The following is a 20,465-nucleotide window of genomic DNA, read 5'->3' on the forward strand; positions in this document are numbered from 1 at the left end:
AAAGTTTTGTTTTGGCAATTATTAATTTATGAAGCTTTTGTTAACAAGAAAACCAAATCGCACAATACAGCCTGTAAAGCTTTGAATTACATCACAATCAGCAAAGAAAAAATAATTTAATTAGTACTTGCCTGAAGCGAATTTTCTATAATCTCTTTATAAAAGTTGATGTATTCGGGTAAAATCTTTTTCAAGTCAAAATCCTTTGCCCTGGTGTAAGCGTTTTCCTTAAAATATTTTAACGTTTCATCATTACTTAAAATCGTAATCGCCTTATTTGCCATATCTTCTACATCACCAACATCGCACATGTAGCCGCAGAAATCATCAACATTTAACTCTGGCAAGCCACCAGCATTTGAGGTAATCGCCGGAACTTTACATGCCATTGCTTCTAAAGCCGCTAAGCCGAAACTCTCAGATTCAGAAGGCATTAGGAATAAATCAGAAACGGATAAAATTTCTTCTACCGCATCTTGCTTACCCAAAAAGCGAACATGATCGCTAATGTTTAAAGTACGGCAAAGTTGCTCATCATAAACACGTTCCGGACCATCGCCAACCATTAAAAGTTTTGAAGGAATTACAGCCTGCACTTTTTCGAAAATCCGAATCACATCAGATGTTCGCTTAACCTTTCTAAAATTTGAAGTATGAATTAAAATGCGTTCGTTATTTGGCGCAATCGCTTTTTTGAAATGGTCTTTAGCTTGTAAACTAAAACGGCTAAAATCTATAAAATTTGGAATAACCTTTATCTCTTTGGTAATTTCAAAGTGATTATAAGTATCATCCTTCAAATCCTGCGAAACAGTAGTAACACCATCGCTTTGATTAATCGAAAATGTAACCACAGGCTTATAAGTTGGGTCTTTACCCACCAAAGTAATATCAGTACCGTGTAAGGTAGTAACAACAGGAATATGAATACCATAACTGGCCAATATTTGCTTAGCCATAAAAGCCGCCGAAGCATGAGGAATTGCATAATGAACATGCAAAACATCCAGTTGCTCAAAACGAACCACATCTACCAGTTTACTTGCCAATGCAGATTCGTATGGAGCGTAATCAAATAACGGATAATCCCTCACCGAAACTTCGTGGTAAAATAAATTAGCAGAGAAAAAATCTAACCGTGCCGGCTGACTGTAAGTGATAAAATGAACCTGATGTCCTTCATTAGCAAGCGCCTTACCAAGTTCTGTTGCAACTACGCCACTTCCACCGAAAGTGGGATAGCAAACAATTCCTATCTTCATTATTAATGTATTGTTGTTAGCGCAAATGTAGCCGATTTTAATCTATTTTGCGTGTCGGCAAATTGCAATAATAATATTGCCGTTTTATTATTTAGACGTTAAAAAAAGGATAATTTAAACGCATTATTACGAGGTTAGAAAATTAGCATTGGCTGCCTTTGGCAACTTTAGCCCCGTTGTACGCTATATCTTTTTGTGAACGTTGATGCAAAATTTAAGTTTTTGCACCAAAAAGGATGTCGCTGCCACCGGGTTTATAAACTGGGGCTGGTGCTAGAAACCCCACCGAAACGCACAAAATAAAGTTAAATAACCCCGATTGACGCAGAGCCCGATTTAAGCAGTGTTTTTCATTTTTCAAAGGTATGCTTCTTTGTTTCACAGGTCTCATCGGGCGTAGCAAAAAGCGGGACTGCTGTTACCGAAGGATACAAGGCTTTGCGCTCAAAAAAAATGTAAAACCCTGCTATCGACTAAATTGGGATTTTTAAATTATCATTTATTGAAAGCCGTCATTGTGTGTGCTGGGCCAACCGTAACGAAGCTTTTAATCAAATCGACACTTTTATCGATTAGCGCAGGCAATTCCAATTGCTCTTCTTTGTCAAACAAACCGAGAACAAAATCTACCTGTCTTCCTTTTGGATAGTCATTACCGATACCGAATCTTAAACGAGCGTAGTTTTGACCGCCACAAACTTCTTCAATACTTTTTAAACCGTTATGCCCGGCGCTGCTACCCTGCAATTTTAAGCGGAGTTTACCTAATGGAAGTGCTAAATCATCAACAATTACCAAAACGTTTTCAGGAGAAATTTTAAGTTCTTTCATCCAGTAATTAACGGCCTTCCCACTCAAATTCATGAAAGTTGTTGGTTTAATTACATGAAGTTTTTTGCCTTTAAAACCAACCTCAGCATAATATGCCAAGCGAATATTATCAAAGCTTCCACCTAAACCTTTCACAAGTTCATCGGCAATATCAAAACCAATATTATGGCGTGTGTGCGCATAATCCGGACCAATATTACCTAAACCAACAATAAGATATTTCATGCGGGCAAAGGTAAATGCTTAAAGCGGAAAGAACAAATAAGATGGATAATGTAAAATGGGTGATGGAGGATGGGGAGTGGAAGATGGATAATGAAATATGGGAAAAGGAAAATCTCGAAATAATTTAATCCTAAAAATCTTCAAATCCAAAAAATCCTGCCTCAAAAAAAAACGGCCCGAATTTATTCGGGCCGTTCCAAAAATCAAGAAATCTTGATTATTTTTTACCTTTTGCAGCTTCAGTTTCTGCTTGTTTTAATGCTCTAGACATTGCAACAGAAACGATAGTATCTTCAGGAGTGTTAGTGATTGCGTAACCTTCAACTTTTAAGTCGCGTACACGGAATAAATTACCAACTTCTAATTTCTCTAAGCTTACTTCAACGTTTTGTGGCATTTTAGCTGGCAAAGCTTTAACACGAAGTTTACGTAACTTCTGAATTAATTTACCACCCATTTTAACACCTGGAGAAGTTCCTGTTAATTTAACTGGAATTTCCATAACGATTTCTTTATCATCAAATAATTGAAGAAAATCGATGTGCATTAAAACGTCTGTTAATGGGTGAAACTGAGTATCTTTTACGATTGCTTTAGTTTTTGTTCCGTTAACATCAATTTCCACAAAATTTACATCTGGTGTGTAGATAACGCTTTTTAAATCAGCAATTACTACAGCAAAGTGCTGTTGCTCTTTACCACCATACAATACTGCAGGAACCTTACCTTCGTAACGAAGTTCCTTAGCATCGCGTTTCCCTACGTTCTCTCTTGGAGAACCGCTAATAGCGATTGTTTTCATTTTTATTATATTTATTTATTAGTATTTAAGTACTTAGTATCAAGAATCAAGACCAAAATCTCAATCTTTTTTAAACTACTTTTCTTTTTAATCTATTTTTTTACTTTAAGCTTTAGTCTTTTCGCTTTAAGCCCAACTAAACTTTAAACAAGTCGCTGATAGAACCATGCTCATTTACATTAGCAATTGCTCTTGCAAATAAACCAGCTGTGCTCAGCACTCTAATTTTTTCACTTTCCTGTTTTAAAGGAATAGTATCGGTAACAATTAATTCTGATAAAACAGAATTTTCGACCGTTTCAATCGCTTTGCCTGATAAAACAGCGTGTGTACAAACTGCTCTAACACTTGCTGCACCGTTTTCCATAATTAAGGCTGCTGCTTTTGATAAGGTACCGGCGGTATCGCAAATATCATCAATCAAAACAACATCCTGTCCGGTTACATCACCAATAATCGACATCGATTCGATTTCGTTAGCACGTTTACGGCGTTTATCGCAAATTACCACTTCTGCATTAAAAAACTTTGCAAAAGTACGGGCTCTGTAAGAACCGCCCATATCTGGCGATGCAATTGTTAAATTAGGCAGATTTAAACTTTTAATGTAAGGAACAAAGATAACCGAACCGTCTAAGTGATCTACCGGAATATCAAAAAATCCTTGTATTTGTGCGGCATGCAAATCCATCGTCATAATGCGGTGAATACCTGCCGATTTTAATAAATTAGCTACCAATTTAGCGCCTATTGCCACACGTGGTTTGTCTTTTCTATCTTGACGAGCTAAACCATAATAGGGAACTACTGCCGTAATGTAATGTGCTGAAGCTCTTTTAGCCGCATCAACCATTAAAAGCAATTCCATTAAATTATCGCTAGGCTGATAAGTAGACTGGATTAGAAAAACATCGCACCCGCGGATTGACTCATCGAAAGAAGGTTGAAATTCGCCATCACTGAATTTGTGAATGGTTACATCACCGAGTGGCTTGCCGTAATGTTCAGCAATTTTCAGTGATAATCCTCTTGAACCTGTTCCGGAAAATAGTTTTACCGGGTTAAACTGCAATGGCATGATCCGTGTGTAGTTTACGGTTTAAAAAAAATCGGATCATGTATTTTGATTTACACGATCCGATGCTAAATTTTGTTGTCCGACCTGGATTCGAACCAAGACAAACAGTACCAAAAACTGTCGTACTACCCTTATACTATCGGACAAACTACTAATCGAGAATAACTCCCCGATTGGGAATGCAAATGTAGGAAGCATATTTTAATTATGCAAGAGTGATTTCAAAAAAAATCACTTTTTTTTCATCTTTTATTTTCCATCAAAAATCTTCCCTACTCATGCAACATTCTGCTTTTAAATCCGACTCTATAAGTTAAAACCTATAACTAATTTAATATCAATCATTAACCAGACTATGAATTATTCGAAAATTAATAACCTAACCGGCTGGCTCTGTTTTTTTATTGCCGCAACAACTTATATTTTAACTTTAGATTCTTCAGTAAGTTTTTGGGATTGCGGCGAATTTATTGCTTCAGCTTTCAGATTAGAGGTTGTTCATCAACCGGGCGCACCATTAGTTTCAATGATTCAAAGGGTATTTTCAGCACTCGCTTTTGGCGATAATAGTAAAGTTGCCTATTTGATGAATGTTGCATCAGCCCTGGCAAGTGCTGCAACCATTATGTTTTTATTTTGGACAATAACTGCCTTGGCAAAGCGAGTTCTAATCAAAAACGGTAACGCAATCAGCATTTCAGAAATTATAACCATTATTGGCGCAGGTTTAACAGGAGCACTGGCTTATACTTTTTCTGATAGCTTTTGGTTTTCGGCGGTTGAGGCAGAAGTTTATGCCATGTCATCGCTTTGCACAGCTGTTGCACTTTGGGGAATTTTAAAATGGGAAGCCAACGCAGATGAACTTCGTGTTGATAGATGGCTTGCTTTTGTAGCTTATGTTATCGGTTTATCAATCGGTGTCCACCTTCTAAACTTACTGGTTATCCCGGCGGTAATATTTGTTTACTACTTCCGTAAAAATCCAAATCCGACAGCAAAAGGAATATTAAAAACTTTTGCAGTATCTATTTTAATTCTAGCATTTGTGCAATTCGGAATTATCCAATATATGGTTTCAACAGCGGCTTATTTCGATTTGTTTTTTGTGAATAAAATGGGCTTGAGTTTTGGTTCAGGTGTTTTATTTTTTGCAATAGTTTTAATTGGCGGTTTAGTTCTTGCCATCAGATATTCAATAAAAAACAATAAAAAGGTTTTAAACCTGGCTTTAATTTCTACAGTTTTATTAATTTTTGGCTACAGTTCTTTTTCATTGTTAGTTATCAGAGCGCAGGCAAAGCCAAACCTAAATAACACCAATCCTGATAATGCATTTTCATTTTTGAAATACGTAAACAGAGCACAATATGGCAGCAGACCATTAGTATTTGGAGAAAATTACAATTCGCAGAAAGTGGATTTGAAAGAAACCGAAAAACTTTACCGAAAAGGCTTTGACGGCAAATATGAATCAGCAGGCAGTAATTCAAAATACATTTACGAAAAAACTACGCCAATACCAAGAATGTATAGCGACAAGGCTGAACACATTAATTTTTATAAAAACTGGATGGGTTTTGATGATTCGCATACACCAACATTAATGGATAACCTGAAATACATGTCTTCATTTCAGGTTGGGCATATGTACATGAGGTATTTTATGTGGAATTTTGTTGGCAGACAAAATAATGTAGATGGGCAACTCGGCGAAAATGGTGGCGGCTGGCTAAGTGGGGTAAAACCCGTTGATGCCATCAGACTTGGAAATCAAAAAAACTTACCGCCATCAATTGTAGATAATAAAGCTTACAATCGTTTTTTCTTTTTACCTTTAATATTAGGAATAATCGGCGCAATCTGGCATTTTAAACGTAATCAAAAACATGCCGGAGTTATTGGCCTGTTATTCTTTTTCACTGGCGTTGCCATCGTTTTATACTTAAATTCAGTTCCAATTGAGCCCCGCGAAAGAGATTATGCTTATGTTGGCTCATTTTATGCTTTTACCATTTGGATTGGTTTAAGTGTTATTGGCTTAAAGGAATGGGCATTCAAAAAACTTACCGCCCGGAAATCGGCAATTTTTGCTTCTGTAGTTGGTTTGCTGGCCGCACCGATAATTATGGTAAGTCAGGGTTGGGATGATCACAATCGTTCTGACAGCTATTTAGCAAAAGATATTTCTGCAAACTATCTAAAATCTTGCGCACCGAATGCAATTTTATTCACCTATGGTGATAATGACACTTTTCCGGTTTGGTACGCACAAGAAGTCGAAAATATCCGTCCGGATGTTAGGGTAGTGAATTTAAGTTTATTAAACTTCGATTGGACTATTGATGGTTTACGAAGAAAGCAAAACGAATCGGCAGCTTTACCCATCACGATGAAGCCAGAACAATATGCGGAAGGCACTCGCGAAGTGATGTATTATCAAGATTATAAAATCGCCCAAAACATCGAACTGAAACAAATATTAGAAGTTTTATTATCTGATAATAACGAGGATAAAATCACCTTGCAAGACGGCTCGAAATCAAACATCCTCCCAACAAAAAACTTTAAAATCACGGTTAATAAAAAAGATGTTTTAGATACAGGAACCGTTCCTGTTGAAGATGCAGGGAAAATTGCAGGCAGCATGGAATGGACATATAAAGACGATTACATCACCAAAGGCACATTGGCTTTGATTGATATTTTAAGTCATAACGATTGGAAAAGGCCAATATATTTCACAAACGCCATGCCCGATGAACAATATATTGGTTTGGACAGGTACTTATACACAGAGGGTTTAAACCTGAGATTGCTTCCATTAATTCCGGATGCTGGTAAAACGGAAATCTATGAGCAGATAAACACTAAACCCTTTTTAAACAATTTGTTAAATGTATATAAATGGGGAAATATTAAAAACGCAAATCATTTGGATAGACAATCTGCCGATGATGCTGCCATGTTTACCAACATGTTTAATGGCTTAATTGGTGAGTTAATAAGCGAAAATAAAATCTCTGAGAGCAAAAAAGCTGTAGAGAAGTATTATGAGGTGATGCCAACAAAATTTCATAGTATGCGCCATGTAATGAGTTCTTTCTATTTCACTCAAAACCTTTACCGATTGAATGATTTAAATAGGGCAAATGCTTTTATCAATAAATCTGCAGATTACATGGGCAAAGAATTAAATTACTTAGCTGATGTTTCTGAAAGTAAAAACAAACTGACGAACCAACGAGACATTCAAAATTACCTAACTTACTTTGGAGAAATGATAAAACTAACCCACAGCTACAATCAACATGATTTAAGCCTGAGGCTGGAGCAGCAATACAATCAAATCCTTAATAGATTTTCACCATTCTTTAACGGATAGCTTTTGAATGTTTTTAAGAAAACCCATGTTTTTAATTATTGGAAAACATGGGTTTTCTTATTTAAAAGTGATTCTGAACGCTGAATCATCATCAACATAGAAAAATAAACCGTTTAAAATTGTAAAAACAATAAGAGAATTTCCTTATTTATCGACTATATTAATTAATTTCGGCAGCATTTTTATGTGCAATAACATTTAATTATCCATTATCAAAAACCAATGAATTATTCAAAAGTTAATAATATAGTAGGCTGGATCTGCTTTTTAATTGCTACAATAACTTACGTTTTAACCTTAGAGCCATCTGTTAGTTTCTGGGATTGCGGCGAGTTTATCGCCTCTGCGTTAAAAATGCAAGTTGTACACCAACCAGGAGCACCACTATTTTTAATGATACAACGTTTCTTTGGTGTTTTTGCCTTCGGCGATGTTACTAACGTTGCTTACTGGATGAATATTGGTTCTGCCATTGCCAGTGCCGCAACTATCTTATTTTTGTTCTGGACAATAACAGCTTTAGCAAAGAAAACACTTGTAAAAGCTGGAGAAGAGGTTTCTGCTGCGAATCTGTATAGCATCATGGGCGCAGGTATTGTAGGCGCATTAGCCTATACTTTCTCTGATAGTTTTTGGTTTTCGGCGGTAGAATCTGAGGTTTATGCACAATCTTCATTATTTACAGCCATTGTATTTTGGGGTATCTTAAAGTGGGAATCGCATGCGGATGAACCGAGAGCAGATAGATGGTTGTTATTCATTGCCTACATAATGGGTTTATCAATTGGTATTCACCTACTAAACTTATTAACCATTCCGGCAATTGCTTTTATTTATTATTTCAAAAGAGCAGAAAAAGTAACCACTTCTGGCATTATTAAAACCTTAATCGTTGGAATTTTAATACTAGGCGTTATTCAATACGGTATCATCCAATACCTGGTTTCATTTGGTGCTTACTTCGATTTATTCTTTGTTAATACTTTAGGTTTAGGCTTCGGTACAGGTGTATTATTCTTTGCAGTTATCGTAATCGGTTTATTGGTTTGGGGCATCAGATATTCAATTCAACACCAAAAAAAGCTTTTAAACTTAGGGTTGATTTCTACCGTTTTAATCATATTTGGCTATGCTTCTTTCGCTATGATTATCATCAGAGCAAAAGCAGACCCGAACTTAAATAATAGTGCGCCAAAAGATGCTTTCTCATTTTTAAGTTACCTAAACCGTGAACAATATGGCGATAGGCCTTTAGTTTTTGGTCCGAATTATAACTCTGAGCGTGTTGGCGTTGAGCAAGGAAAAACCATCTACAGAAAAGGTGCAGAAAAGTATGAAGTTGCCGGAAAGAAAAGTGATTATCAATACAGCGATAATACATTCTTACCACGTATGTACAGCGACGACCAACGTCACGCAGATTTTTACAAAGAATGGATGCACCTTGATCCAAACAAAAAACCGAATACAGTAGATAATGTTGGTTTCTTATTTAGCTACCAAATTGGTTATATGTATTTACGTTATTTCGGCTGGAATTTTATTGGTCGCCAGAACGATGAACAAGGACAAGGAAGTGGTTTTGAAGGCACTTCATTGAGTGGTGTTAAACCTATTGATGCAATTTGGCATGGTAATCAAACCAACTTGCCGCCATCAACAGTTGATAATAAAGCCTACAATAGATTCTTCTTTTTACCATTGATTATTGGTTTATTAGGTGCAATCTGGCACTTCCAGCGCAACCAAAAAGATGCTGGCGTTGTTGGTTTATTATTCTTCTTTACTGGTATCGCAATTGTTTTATATCTAAATCAAAAACCGCTTGAACCTCGTGAACGTGATTATGCTTACGTTGGTTCATTTTATGCCTTTGCCATTTGGATAGGCTTGGGTGTACTCGCATTAAAAGAATGGTTGCTCAAGAAATTAACCCCAACAACTGGCGCAATTGCAGCTACGGTTATTGGTTTATTTGCTGCGCCAATAATTATGGCTCAACAAGGTTGGGATGATCACGATCGTTCAACTAAATTAGTAGCCCATGATATTGCATACGATTATTTACAATCTTGTGCGCCAAATGCTATTATTTTCACCTATGGTGATAATGATACCTACCCGCTTTGGTACATTCAGGAAGTTGAAAAAGTTCGTCCGGATGTGCGTATTGTGAATTTAAGTTTGTTTGATACCGATTGGTACATCAACGGAATGAAGCAAAAACAGAATGATTCTGAGCCATTGCCAATCTCGATGAAAGAATCGCAGTTTGTACAAGGCGAACGTGATGTAATGCCTTACGATGATTACAAAATTGCTGGTAGCGTAGAACTTAAAAACGTGGTAGATTTATTATTATCTGATAGTGATGATGATAAAGTTGCAATGCAGGATGGAACAAAATCGAATTTCTTGCCTACTAAGAACTTCAAATTAACCATAAATCCGCAGGAAGTTATTAGTACTGGAACAGTTCCGGCGGCTGATGCTGCCAAAATTGCACCTGTAATGGAGTGGAAATTTAACAAAGGCTATGTAACTAAAGGTACATTGGCGATGTTTGATATTTTAGCACATAACAATTGGAAACGTCCAATTTACTTCGCTTCTACTGTACCTTCTGAGCAATATAATGGCTTAGATAAATATTTATACAGCGAAGGTTTAGCATTAAGGTTACTACCACTTCAGGCAGATACAACAGCTGGCGAAGAAAGAGAAGAGCAATTAAACACACCAGTGCTTTATAAAAATGTGATGGATAAATTTAAATGGGGCAACATGAAAACGGCCAAGTATTTAGATCCGCAATCATCTGATGATACATTTATCTTCACAAATATTTTTAGCAGTTTAACCGGCAGTTTAATCAAAGAAGGCAAAGTTGACGACGCTAAAAAAGTGGTAAACAAATACTTTGAAGTAATGCCAGATAAATTTTACGGAATCCGTACGGTTGTGGTAAAATATTATATGGCTGAAAACTTATATAAGCTGGGAGAAATCGAAAGAGCAAATGCTATTTTAACGAAATCAGGCGACTACATATCTAAAGAACTAACCTATCTTGCTGATATTTCTGATTCGAAATCTAGCTTAACAGGTATGCAGAATATTCAAACTGGTTTATATTACCTTGATAAAATGGTTAAAACTTCAAAGGCTTTAGGTCAGGCTAAGGTTAGCGCACAATTAGAGCGTCAATTCTCAGCATTAGAAGGCAGATTTAGCAGATATTTCGGTCAGCAGCCTGCTGAGTAAAGTATTGCAGACTTACGAAGTTTCTAAACAATTCGTAAGTCTTGAGGTATTTAAAGCAGTTGCATTAATTTGTAACTGCTTTTTATTTTTCCTTCAGTTGCCGTCACTCTGAATTTATTTCAGGGTCTCTTTGTAGGAGACTTACGAAGTTTCTAAACGCAAAGCTCATCAAACTTGCGAAGCTTACCCGGCATTTTGCAAATAAACTTCGCAAGTTTAGCAATCGCTGAGGCACAAAAAAGCCCGCTTAAAAATAAGCAGGCTCAATATAAATGATTAGTTAAAATTTTATTCGTTTACTAGTCCCATATCGCAGAATTTATTAATTCTCTGCTCAATAAGTTTATCAGTTTTAACCTTACCTAATGCGGCTAAATCTTTTAAAAGATAATCTTTAAGTGTTTGCCCCATTAATTCAGGGTCTTGGTGAGCACCACCCAAAGGCTCAGGAATAATACCGTCGATAAGTTTATTACCAAACATATCATCAGATGTTAATTTAAGACATTCAGCAGCTTTCTCTTTAAAATCCCAGCTTCTCCATAAAATAGATGAACAAGATTCAGGAGAGATAACCGAATACCAGGTATGCTCTAACATGTAAACTTTATCGCCAATACCAATACCCAAAGCACCACCTGAAGCACCTTCACCTACTACCACACAAATAATTGGCACACGCAAAACCGACATTTCAAGCAGGTTTCTGGCAATTGCCTCACCTTGGCCGCGTTCTTCTGCTTCTAAACCGGGATATGCACCCATTGTATCGATAAAAGAAACCACTGGCTTGTTAAACTTTTCAGCCAAACGCATTAAACGTAAAGCTTTACGGTAACCTTCAGGATTAGCCATACCGAAATTACGGAACTGACGCTCTTTGGTATTTTTACCTTTTTGGTGACCAATAACCATTACTGTTTGACCATTAATAGTTGCAAAACCACCTATAATTGCTTTGTCGTCTTTTACGGTTCTATCACCATGAAGTTCGATAAAATCATCGCAAATCATATTGATATAATCCAACGTTTGTGGTCTATCCGGGTGGCGGCTCATTTGAACCTTATTCCAACCTGTTAGGTTTTTATATAAGTTATTCGTGGTTTCATCTAATTTACCATCAAGCTCGTCTAAAGTGGCAGACATATCTACCTTAGTCTTTTCGGCAACCTGCTTAACCTTTTCTATTTGCTGAACTAAATCGGCAATAGGTTTCTCAAAATCGAATGATGTTTTTATTTGCTGCATAATTGGACAGCAAAAATAAGTAATTATTTTTAGTTTGTTACAGTTAGTGTTTTATTAACACTCAAAAAATTATTTCAAGGGCAACATAAAGCTCGAATTTCCGCCTGCCTGTGTCGTTGGCAATTTGCCATCCCACCTTTGTATCCATTGCTGCTGCACCAGTAAAGGTGTTAAAGATTGTTGCCTTAATTTGTTCGCTTCAGATTCTGCTTTGGCACGAACCAACAATGCCTGTGCCTCACCAGTTGCCGTTGCAACCTTAACTTTTGCCTCTGCATCTGCTTGTTTAGCTTGGTTTTCAGCTTTTAAACGAGCTTGAATCGATGCATTTTTTTCATCAATCATTTGCCTTAAACTTTCAGGTGGAGTAATTGCAGATGTTAATTGATCGTAAACAAAACCGTCTTTGCTCAGGTTTTTGGTTAAAATCATCTGAATTCTATCTTCAAAACGTTCGCGGTTACTCATCACCGAATCAGAACTGAACGAGTTGGCGACAATCCGATAGGCATCGTAAATGGTATTACGCATAAATTGCTGCTCAATTTCGGCCAAGGGTTTACGGTATTGCCTGTAAATCTGCGGCACCATAGTCGAATTTACATGATAATTTAATTTTGGGTCTACCCTAAATTCGGCAGCATCTTTTGTCGTTACCACAAATGGCTCATAATCTACAGATTGCGTATAGGTTGGAAACTCTACAATTTTGGTTGTCCAGGTATTGTACCAAACCCGCCCCGTAACGATTGTAATGTTATCCACACCCCTGTCTGAGCCATATAAATTAATTTTGATACCCACATTTCCGGCATCGATGTTCTCGTAAGTAAAAGGTTGGACGGCGTAAATAATTATAAGGCCAATAAAAATTGAGCCATATCTAATAATTCTTTTAATAAGGGTTCCTCTTTCGGTTCCTTCCATGAGCGTTAAAGTTTTTTAAATAGTTTTTGAATAGGAAAATATAAAATTACAAAAGCAACAATAATTACGAACGCACCGATAAAAACCTTCAAATTTGATGGCTGGCTAACATAATTTACCCCAAAGCTGATTAATATTATTGCCACAATTACGCAGATTAGATTGAGAACGAGTTTCATTGTTACTTGGTTAAGGTAGAAATATAATGAAAAATTGGTGTATTTCAAACGATTTTTTGGAAAGCAATTGTAGTACAAAACATTAAGTTTCTGTCCTGCTATCCCTAAGCCGCGAAAAGCGGCCTTCGTACTATCAGGTTTAGATTACTTTGGTTTGCACACCTATGAGGGGTTTTACTAAGCAGATGCCTAAATTTAATAGCCCTGATTGGAGCGGAAATACTTTTTGTTGCAGTAGTTTAAATAACTTGTTATGCTGAGGCACGAAGCATCTGTAACCGATAAAACAGATGCTTCGTGCCTCAGCTGACAGAAGTTCAAAAAGATTGTAGCGCAAAGCGGGCCGAACGTTTATAGTTGTACTGTTTTTGCGCTACAAATTATTTTAAAAAGATTTTCCTGCAGATTTTCGCAGATAAAAAACGCAGATTTAAAGTGATTTAATATTTATGAAATCCTCAAAACCTTTCTTATGCAAAAAACTAAGCTCAGTTATCTTAAAATCAATTAATCCTAAAAAACCTTTCTTATGCAAAAAACTAAGCTCAATTATCTTAAAATCCATTAATCCTAAAAATCCTTTTCTTATGCAAAGAAACTAAGCTCAATTATCCTAAAATCCATTAATCCTAAAAAATCCTGGTCTAGAATTTAGCCGCCTCGCCTGCCTTTGGCAATGCCTTCTTTATAAATGCTCGAATATGCTCGTTTGAGGTTTTTAAATCGTCTTTGCGCAGGTACATCATGTGCCCGCTTCTGTAACCTTCCCAACTCATTCTATCTTGCAATTTACCCGCAGCATCTAATTGCCACATGCTGTATTTTGCGTTAAAATAATCGCAGGCACCATCGTAATAACCCGATTGAACCAATAAATGCAAGTATGGGTTTTGTGCCATCGCCTGACGTAGATTGTCTCCCGTTCTATCGCCAGAATTATCCCAGGGATGCACCGAACCGAACATATTGTATTTTAAATCTGTTTTGTAATTGAGTTCATTTCTCAAGTACATATTTATGGCAGGCGTAAACGAATGTAGCCATGAAGTTAATTCGGCATTATAATCCGGACCATCGCCAGCAGCCATTTTGTCGACACCCTTGTAACGAGAATCCAAACGACCAACCGTGAAACCTTTATCTCTTAAAAGTTCTTTCCAAAAGAAATTTGTAGGCACATTAAGGTTGTAATCTAAAAAAACCTTTTCAGAAATACCTGAGTAACGAGCCATTTTAGCAGCAATTGACTTCTTCTTTTCTGTACTTAGCATAGCACCCTGAGCGATAGCTGGAATAACTTCATTAATGGTAAACTGTTCTACCTCTGGCAACATTGCAGTTAAATCTTTTGATTGCAAATCGGTAGCTAATGCTTTGTGATACCAAGCCGTTGCCGCAAAATATGGTAAGCGCAAAGCCGCATCAACAGGGCCGCCACGTTCTATGCCTAATTCTGTTGGCGAAACTAAAACTACTCCGTTTAAATACATCCATTGGTTGTTTTGCAACTCTAGAGCCAATCCGGAAACCCTTGTAGTTCCGTAACTTTCGCCAATTAAAAATTTAGGCGATGCCCAACGGTTGTTTCTTGTTACGAAAGTATTTATCCACTCCGCTAAATATTTAATATCGGCACGAACGCCAAAAAATTTACTGCCCGGAATATCTTTGCTAACCGCTCTCGAATAACCAGTATTTACCGGATCGATATAAACGATATCAGCAACATCTAAAATAGAATATGGATTTTCTTTATAACCATAAGGTTGTACCGGATAACCCTCATCATCGATATTTAACACTACCGGACCTGTATAAGCAATGTGCATCCAAACAGAGGCCGAACCCGGGCCACCGTTAAAGGAAATTACTAAAGGTCTTTTTTCACGATTTTGAACATCGCTTCTTTCATAATAGGTATAAAATAATCCGGCGATTGCTTTACCATCCTCATCCCAAACGGGTAAAGTACCTGTTGTGGCCTTATAAGGGATTGATTTACCGCCGATATTTACACTATGATTGGTTACAACAGCACTTTCAACTTTAATGGCTCTTTCGTTGCCTGTAGCTTTCGGTTCTTCTTTTATGGTAACCTGCGATGTTGTTGTCGTTTCTTTTGCAGAAGCGCTGCGAGGTGATTGTTGTGCGTTGGCAAAAAGGCTTGTCAGCAAGCATGCCGCCAGTATAAATTTGAATTTCATGTAAAAGTTTGGTTTGAGCCATAAATATCAAACTAAAGCTTTTGCAATTCAAAAAAACATTGAAAATGTTACCATAACAAAAAAACGGTTTTGCTGTTAGCAAAACCGTTTAGAAAAAATTATAAAAGCAACATTACTTATCCCACCAAACTCTTCCAACAAGCTTATCGCCACCCGGAACCGCTACCGAAGCAGTTTTATAATTTGCCGCGTTTGATACGCCTTCTGCTAAAGGATATGGAAAACGACGAGGAATTGAACCACCTGTATTTGTATTTGGATATACAATTGGTACTAATGCCGGTAAACCTGTTCTTCTCCAGTTTGCCCATGTTTCGTAAAAATCCAACATGGTAATAGTATGCGCCCAATATTGTGTAGCAATCATATCTAATCCGTTTGCAGCAACATAAGGATGCGCAGCTAAATAAATCGCAGCATCACTTGCATTTACGGCCATTGCGGCATCATATTGTGAAAGAAAGGTCATTGCCGAAGTAACGCCTGCATTATAGTGTGTCGCGGCCGAACCACCAATATTAAAGCGCTGCGCCGCTTCAGCCCAAAGCAACTCACTTTCTGCATAAGTTAAGATGAAAGTATTTCCCTCTCTTTTTAACATACCGGGATGTGGAGATGAATAATCAGTAAAATCTGTATAAGATGCATCCTGACGAACATCTCTGCCAGCAATACCACTTAAATCTTTACCGTTTGGCATCCCTTTCTGTACAGATGCGGTACTGATGAAATTTGGGTTTTGAGTTTTAGAACCATCTGTTAAAAATAATTTGGTTACTGCAACTTTACTTAAACGTGGGTCGTTATTGCTTTTTAAGAAATTGATAAAAGTGTTGCTCCATCTCGTGTAGAAATTTTCCTGGCCGCCATCGCCAAGCAACACTTGTGCATTTCTATTTTGCGTAACACGTGCGCCATTTGAATCATGCTTAAAGAAAGCATTGTCGCCATCGCTAGTCATTGTTTTACCAACCGCTTTATTGATGTAATTTTGAGCTAGTGTTGCATCGGCTTTTGTTAAGCGCATTGCCATGCGAAGCATTAAACTATTGCCGAAACGCTTCCATTTTGCAACATCACCTGCAAAAACTAAATCGCCAGAAACAACATCCCCAGTTGCGCTTAAAGCTGTCGAAGCTTCATCCACTTCTTTTAATAGATCGGTGTAAATGGCTTGCTGACTATCATATTTTGGATAAAGAATTGCAGAATAATAACCTTTACCAGCATCAGAATAAGGGATATCGCCATATAAATCTGTTAACCTTTCAAATATTAGAGCTTTCCAAATTCTGCCCATTTGATGCACATTGTTGTATTGTGCCTTGCCTCGTGTAAACTCAACTAAATCAACCGCATATTTTACCTGGTCTGGATATGCCTTTTCCCAGTAAGCAGCTGTGTAACCTTCGTTAAGCATGTATTTATCGCCGGCCCAGTAACTAATTACCGAAGACATACCTTGCATCATTGTTGCGGCATAAATTAAATTTCCACGCCAGGTTTCGTAAGCAAAATCGGTACTACCTGTGTAGGTTAGTTGTGCAGTAGATAAAAGATAATTTGGATTATATTGATCCTGGCTTACAGAAACTGGATCGGTATTAATTTTTTGGAAATCTTTTGTACAACCAGATACCAGCATCAAACCGGATAATAAAAGTGGTACGTATAATTTTATGATCGTTTTCATTTTCAATTCGTTTAAAGGATTATAACTTAACACTTAAATTTAAACCGTATGTACGCACTGGAGGCACACCACCTAACTCCATTCCAGGAAATGAAGCATTGTAACTCGATTCCGGATCGATGTTATCCGTTTTCTTCATCAGAATAAATAAGTTACGACCTACAAAACTTACGTTTAAGCCTTTAATCTTATTATTAAACATTTTAGCAGGGAAGTTATAACCTAAGATAACTTGTCTGAATTTGATGAAACTTGCATCCTGAACGAACTGTTTCGATACATTATTAGCGTATGTACTGTAGTAATTTGCAGCATTTACTCCTAAAGCATCACGGTTTTCAAGCGTTGCCTGATGCAAACCAAAAACGTATCCATAATAATCCGTTGCGGCAAATATTTTTCCGCCCCATTTACCATCAATTAAGAAAGATAGATTTACACCTTTGTATGTAAATTCGTTATTCCAACCTGCTGCCCATTTATTGTAAGCAGAACCATAAGCTTTCAAATCGCCTCTTTGTGGTGCGCCGTTGGCATCTTTAACAATATTACCACTTGCATCATACAAGAAATCGTAAGCCATTACTTGTCCGATAGCTTTGCCTTCTAAATTTTGCAAGAAACCAACATTACTTCTTGATGTTGCCAGAAGCTGAGAAGCCGTTCCAGGAGCTAAAGTAATTACCTTATTATCGTTGTAAGAACCATTTACGCTTGATGTCCAATTGAAATCATCTGTTTTTAATACGACTCCAGAAACTAAACCTTCAACACCTTTGTTTTGAAGCTTGCCGATATTTAAAACAGCGCCACTATAACCGGTAGTTGTTGATGTTGGAACAGGAAGAATTTCATCACTCGATTTTTTATTATACCAGGTAAAATCTACACTTAACCTGCTGTTAAAAAACTTCAACTCCGTACCAATTTCTAACTCTGTTGCTTTTGACGCCTTTAATGATGAGTTTGGAATAGAGCCGTTTACAATATTACCAAGTGGAGCGCCATTTAAAGACTCGCTACGTAAATTGTAATATAATTGAGTTTGAAATGGTCCTGTTGCCTGGCCAACCATTGCATAACCAGCCCTTAACTTACCAAAACTTAAAAAAGATGGTTTCCATAATTCAGAGAATACGAATGAACCGCTAACAGACGGATAAACTACATTAAGTTTATTATCCTTTCCAGGTGTAGCTAAAGTAGAAAACCAATCAGACCTTGCACTACCGGTTAGGTATAAAACATCTTTATAAGCCAACTCTAAAGTACCGTAAACGGATTGTGTTTCTTGGTCTTGCTTATATGCCGAAACCGATTTACCACCTGTATTTGCCAAAGTGTATATACCAAATAATTGGAAAGATGCTCCGCCATTTGTAATCCCTTCACTTTTAGTACGGCGATAACTTGCACCAACATTTGGAGTGATTGAGAAGTCGTCTATCTTAAAAGATTTACCAATTAATCCATCTACATTAATATCTGAGAATTTACTGTTCTGTTCTGTATATCCACCATCTGCATCGTAAGCTGTACCAGAAGGTGTAACTGCAATGTAAATGTCGTTGTAAGAATCTCGACCAGCTCTACCTTGCAAGAACAAACCATTATCGAAAGTATATTTTGCACTGATTGAACTTAGCAAACGCTCTCTTTTGGTATTGTGAATAAAATCATAAGCCGCAAACCAAGGGTTTGTAGCGTAGGGATTGCCAGTATTGTAAGAAAGCTCAGTTCCATTAGGATTTTTACCAGGCTGTAAGGTTGCAATATTAACACTTGTTGGCAAAAATGCTGCGTTGTAGTTAGCGTTACCTGCACCATCAGATAACATTGGTCTGTTTTTAGCCTGCTCTAGAATATAATTTGCACGTGCATCAATTACCAGATTTTTAATGGGATCGAAAGTTCCTGATAAGGTAAAATTTTGCCTATCGAGACCTGAGTTTGGCACTACAGATTTATTCGTTAAATCGCTAGCCGACAAACGGATTACACCACCAGTAAACGATTTATTTAAGGCCAATGTATTTGTCCAGCTTCCTCCTGTTTTGTAAAAATCTTCGATATTATTTTCTTGCGCTGTATAAGGTCTGCTAACGCCGTCAAATTGAACAACATTGCTTCCATCTAGACGAGCACCCCAACTCGAACTTCCTGTAGAGGCTGCTGCTAATTGTGTAGTAGGTTTTATGCCATTTACACCCTGACCGTAAACATATTGCCAGTTGGTTCTATCCATTACTTGCTCGGCAACATAATTACTGCTAAACTCGATGCTATTTCCTTTTCCGCTTTTAGTGGTGATTAAAATTACACCAGCTTTTGCCCTATTTCCATATAAAGCAGATGCGGCAGCACCTTTCAATACCGAAATACTCTCAATATCATCAGGATTTATATTGCTAATGGCATCGCCTAAATCTGGAGCATTATCATACTGACCACCATTATTACCAATGCCAATTACGCTTCCAAATCCAACTGGTGAACTTTCCATTGGGATACCATTTACAACGTATAAAGGTTGACTAGACGGACCTAAACTGGAAACCCCACGAATGGTTACGTTTGTAGCTGCACCTGCACCTCCTGAAGTTCCGGCGATATCCAAACCTGCTATTTTACCAACAAGCGAATTGGTAATGTTATTTTCGCGGGCCTGTGTTAAGGTTTCACCACCAATTTGAGTTACAGAGTAGCCTAAAGCCCTTCTTTCTTTTTTAATACCCAAAGCGGTTACTACAACATCTGTAAGTTGTTTGGTATCTTCAGACAAAACAATTGCAAATGTAGTTTGCGAACCAACCGCGACTTCTTTAGTTAGAAAACCAGCGTAAGAAACGACTAGAGTTGCATTCTCAGGCGCATTCAAAACGAATTTACCATTAACATCTGTCGAAGTTCCGATGGCCGTGCCTTTTACACGAACGGTTGCACCTGGCAAAGCACCGCCAGCCGCATCTTTAACTGTTCCCGAAATGCTTACTTCTTTATTTCTGCTGATGACAATTAAACCGCCATCAGAAACAGAATATTTTAAGTTTGTTCGGTTTAAAATTGTTGATAAAACGTCGGTTACCAAAGTGTTAGAAACCGTAATACTTACATCCTTATTAACAGGAACATAAGAAGAGCTATACACAAAATGATAACTGCTTTGCTGCTCAATAATCTGTAAAACCCTTGCCAGTTTTGTTTTCTTTACATCGAGAGAAATTTTTTCCTGAGAAAAAACCGATGCAGACACATTAAGGCAGGTAATGAAAACCATGATACAGGCTAGTTTCATTAGCATAATGAATTTTAAAAGTCTCCGGTATTTCGGATGCCCTTGCAG

General features: G+C 37.3%; 11 protein-coding genes. 2 read left to right on the forward strand and 9 right to left on the reverse strand.

Annotated features, from left to right (window positions below):
- Positions 1-116 precede the first annotated feature (116 nt).
- The 4 genes from bshA to R2Q16_RS02180 form a co-directional block, all read right to left on the reverse strand.
- The gene (gene bshA, locus R2Q16_RS02165; RefSeq protein ID WP_316734886.1) at positions 117-1,262 is read right to left on the reverse strand and encodes an N-acetyl-alpha-D-glucosaminyl L-malate synthase BshA; all 1,146 of its coding nucleotides are present in this window, start codon (positions 1,260-1,262) and stop codon (positions 117-119) included.
- Positions 1,263-1,757: 495 nt separating this feature from the next.
- Positions 1,758-2,318 carry an aminoacyl-tRNA hydrolase gene (pth, locus tag R2Q16_RS02170; protein ID WP_316734887.1) on the reverse strand — a complete coding sequence of 187 codons (561 nt, stop codon included), beginning with the start codon at positions 2,316-2,318 and terminating at the stop codon, positions 1,758-1,760.
- 217 nt (positions 2,319-2,535) lie between these two features.
- Positions 2,536-3,120 carry a 50S ribosomal protein L25/general stress protein Ctc gene (locus tag R2Q16_RS02175; protein ID WP_316734888.1) on the reverse strand — a complete coding sequence of 195 codons (585 nt, stop codon included), beginning with the start codon at positions 3,118-3,120 and terminating at the stop codon, positions 2,536-2,538.
- Between the two features lie 136 nt (positions 3,121-3,256).
- Positions 3,257-4,198, reverse strand: a complete 942-nt coding sequence (locus tag R2Q16_RS02180) for a ribose-phosphate pyrophosphokinase (RefSeq protein ID WP_316734889.1) — start codon at positions 4,196-4,198, stop codon at positions 3,257-3,259.
- A gap of 355 nt (positions 4,199-4,553) precedes the next feature.
- Here R2Q16_RS02180 and R2Q16_RS02185 point away from each other — a divergent pair, with 355 nt between their 5' ends.
- Positions 4,554-7,583 carry a protein O-mannosyl-transferase family gene (locus R2Q16_RS02185; protein WP_316734890.1) on the forward strand — a complete coding sequence of 1,010 codons (3,030 nt, stop codon included), beginning with the start codon at positions 4,554-4,556 and terminating at the stop codon, positions 7,581-7,583.
- 222 nt (positions 7,584-7,805) lie between these two features.
- A complete protein-coding gene (locus R2Q16_RS02190) occupies positions 7,806-10,847 on the forward strand; it encodes a protein O-mannosyl-transferase family (protein WP_316734891.1) in 3,042 nt (1,013 codons plus the stop codon).
- A gap of 288 nt (positions 10,848-11,135) precedes the next feature.
- Here R2Q16_RS02190 and R2Q16_RS02195 read toward each other — a convergent pair whose 3' ends face one another.
- The 5 genes from R2Q16_RS02195 to R2Q16_RS02215 all read right to left on the reverse strand — a co-directional run bounded on the left by R2Q16_RS02195 (position 11,136) and on the right by R2Q16_RS02215 (position 20,417).
- Entirely contained in the window at positions 11,136-12,098 is a 963-nt protein-coding gene (locus R2Q16_RS02195) for an acetyl-CoA carboxylase carboxyltransferase subunit alpha (RefSeq protein WP_316734893.1), read from the reverse strand.
- Positions 12,099-12,167: 69 nt separating this feature from the next.
- The gene (locus R2Q16_RS02200) at positions 12,168-13,025 is read right to left on the reverse strand and encodes an SPFH domain-containing protein (protein WP_316734894.1); all 858 of its coding nucleotides are present in this window, start codon (positions 13,023-13,025) and stop codon (positions 12,168-12,170) included.
- Positions 13,026-13,848: 823 nt separating this feature from the next.
- Positions 13,849-15,408, reverse strand: a complete 1,560-nt coding sequence (locus R2Q16_RS02205) for a S10 family serine carboxypeptidase-like protein (RefSeq protein WP_316734895.1) — start codon at positions 15,406-15,408, stop codon at positions 13,849-13,851.
- 133 nt (positions 15,409-15,541) lie between these two features.
- The gene (locus R2Q16_RS02210) at positions 15,542-17,122 is read right to left on the reverse strand and encodes a SusD/RagB family nutrient-binding outer membrane lipoprotein (RefSeq protein WP_316734896.1); all 1,581 of its coding nucleotides are present in this window, start codon (positions 17,120-17,122) and stop codon (positions 15,542-15,544) included.
- Between the two features lie 19 nt (positions 17,123-17,141).
- Positions 17,142-20,417, reverse strand: a complete 3,276-nt coding sequence (locus tag R2Q16_RS02215) for a SusC/RagA family TonB-linked outer membrane protein (protein ID WP_316734897.1) — start codon at positions 20,415-20,417, stop codon at positions 17,142-17,144.
- Positions 20,418-20,465 lie beyond the last annotated feature (48 nt).

Source organism: Pedobacter aquatilis (genome assembly GCF_032678425.1).
In the GTDB taxonomy this organism is placed as follows: Bacteria; Bacteroidota; Bacteroidia; order Sphingobacteriales; family Sphingobacteriaceae; genus Pedobacter; species Pedobacter aquatilis_B.

Excerpts from the sequence above, each read along its gene's own strand:
- bshA (WP_316734886.1), bottom strand. The coding sequence starts at position 1,262 with ATGAAGATAGGAATTGTTTGCTATCCCACTTTCGGTGGAAGTGGCGTA.
- pth (WP_316734887.1), bottom strand. The coding sequence starts at position 2,318 with ATGAAATATCTTATTGTTGGTTTAGGTAATATTGGTCCGGATTATGCG.
- R2Q16_RS02175 (WP_316734888.1), bottom strand. The coding sequence starts at position 3,120 with ATGAAAACAATCGCTATTAGCGGTTCTCCAAGAGAGAACGTAGGGAAA.
- R2Q16_RS02180 (WP_316734889.1), bottom strand. The coding sequence starts at position 4,198 with ATGCCATTGCAGTTTAACCCGGTAAAACTATTTTCCGGAACAGGTTCA.
- R2Q16_RS02185 (WP_316734890.1), top strand. The coding sequence starts at position 4,554 with ATGAATTATTCGAAAATTAATAACCTAACCGGCTGGCTCTGTTTTTTT.
- R2Q16_RS02190 (WP_316734891.1), top strand. The coding sequence starts at position 7,806 with ATGAATTATTCAAAAGTTAATAATATAGTAGGCTGGATCTGCTTTTTA.
- R2Q16_RS02195 (WP_316734893.1), bottom strand. The coding sequence starts at position 12,098 with ATGCAGCAAATAAAAACATCATTCGATTTTGAGAAACCTATTGCCGAT.
- R2Q16_RS02200 (WP_316734894.1), bottom strand. The coding sequence starts at position 13,025 with ATGGAAGGAACCGAAAGAGGAACCCTTATTAAAAGAATTATTAGATAT.
- R2Q16_RS02205 (WP_316734895.1), bottom strand. The coding sequence starts at position 15,408 with ATGAAATTCAAATTTATACTGGCGGCATGCTTGCTGACAAGCCTTTTT.
- R2Q16_RS02210 (WP_316734896.1), bottom strand. The coding sequence starts at position 17,122 with ATGAAAACGATCATAAAATTATACGTACCACTTTTATTATCCGGTTTG.
- R2Q16_RS02215 (WP_316734897.1), bottom strand. The coding sequence starts at position 20,417 with ATGAAACTAGCCTGTATCATGGTTTTCATTACCTGCCTTAATGTGTCT.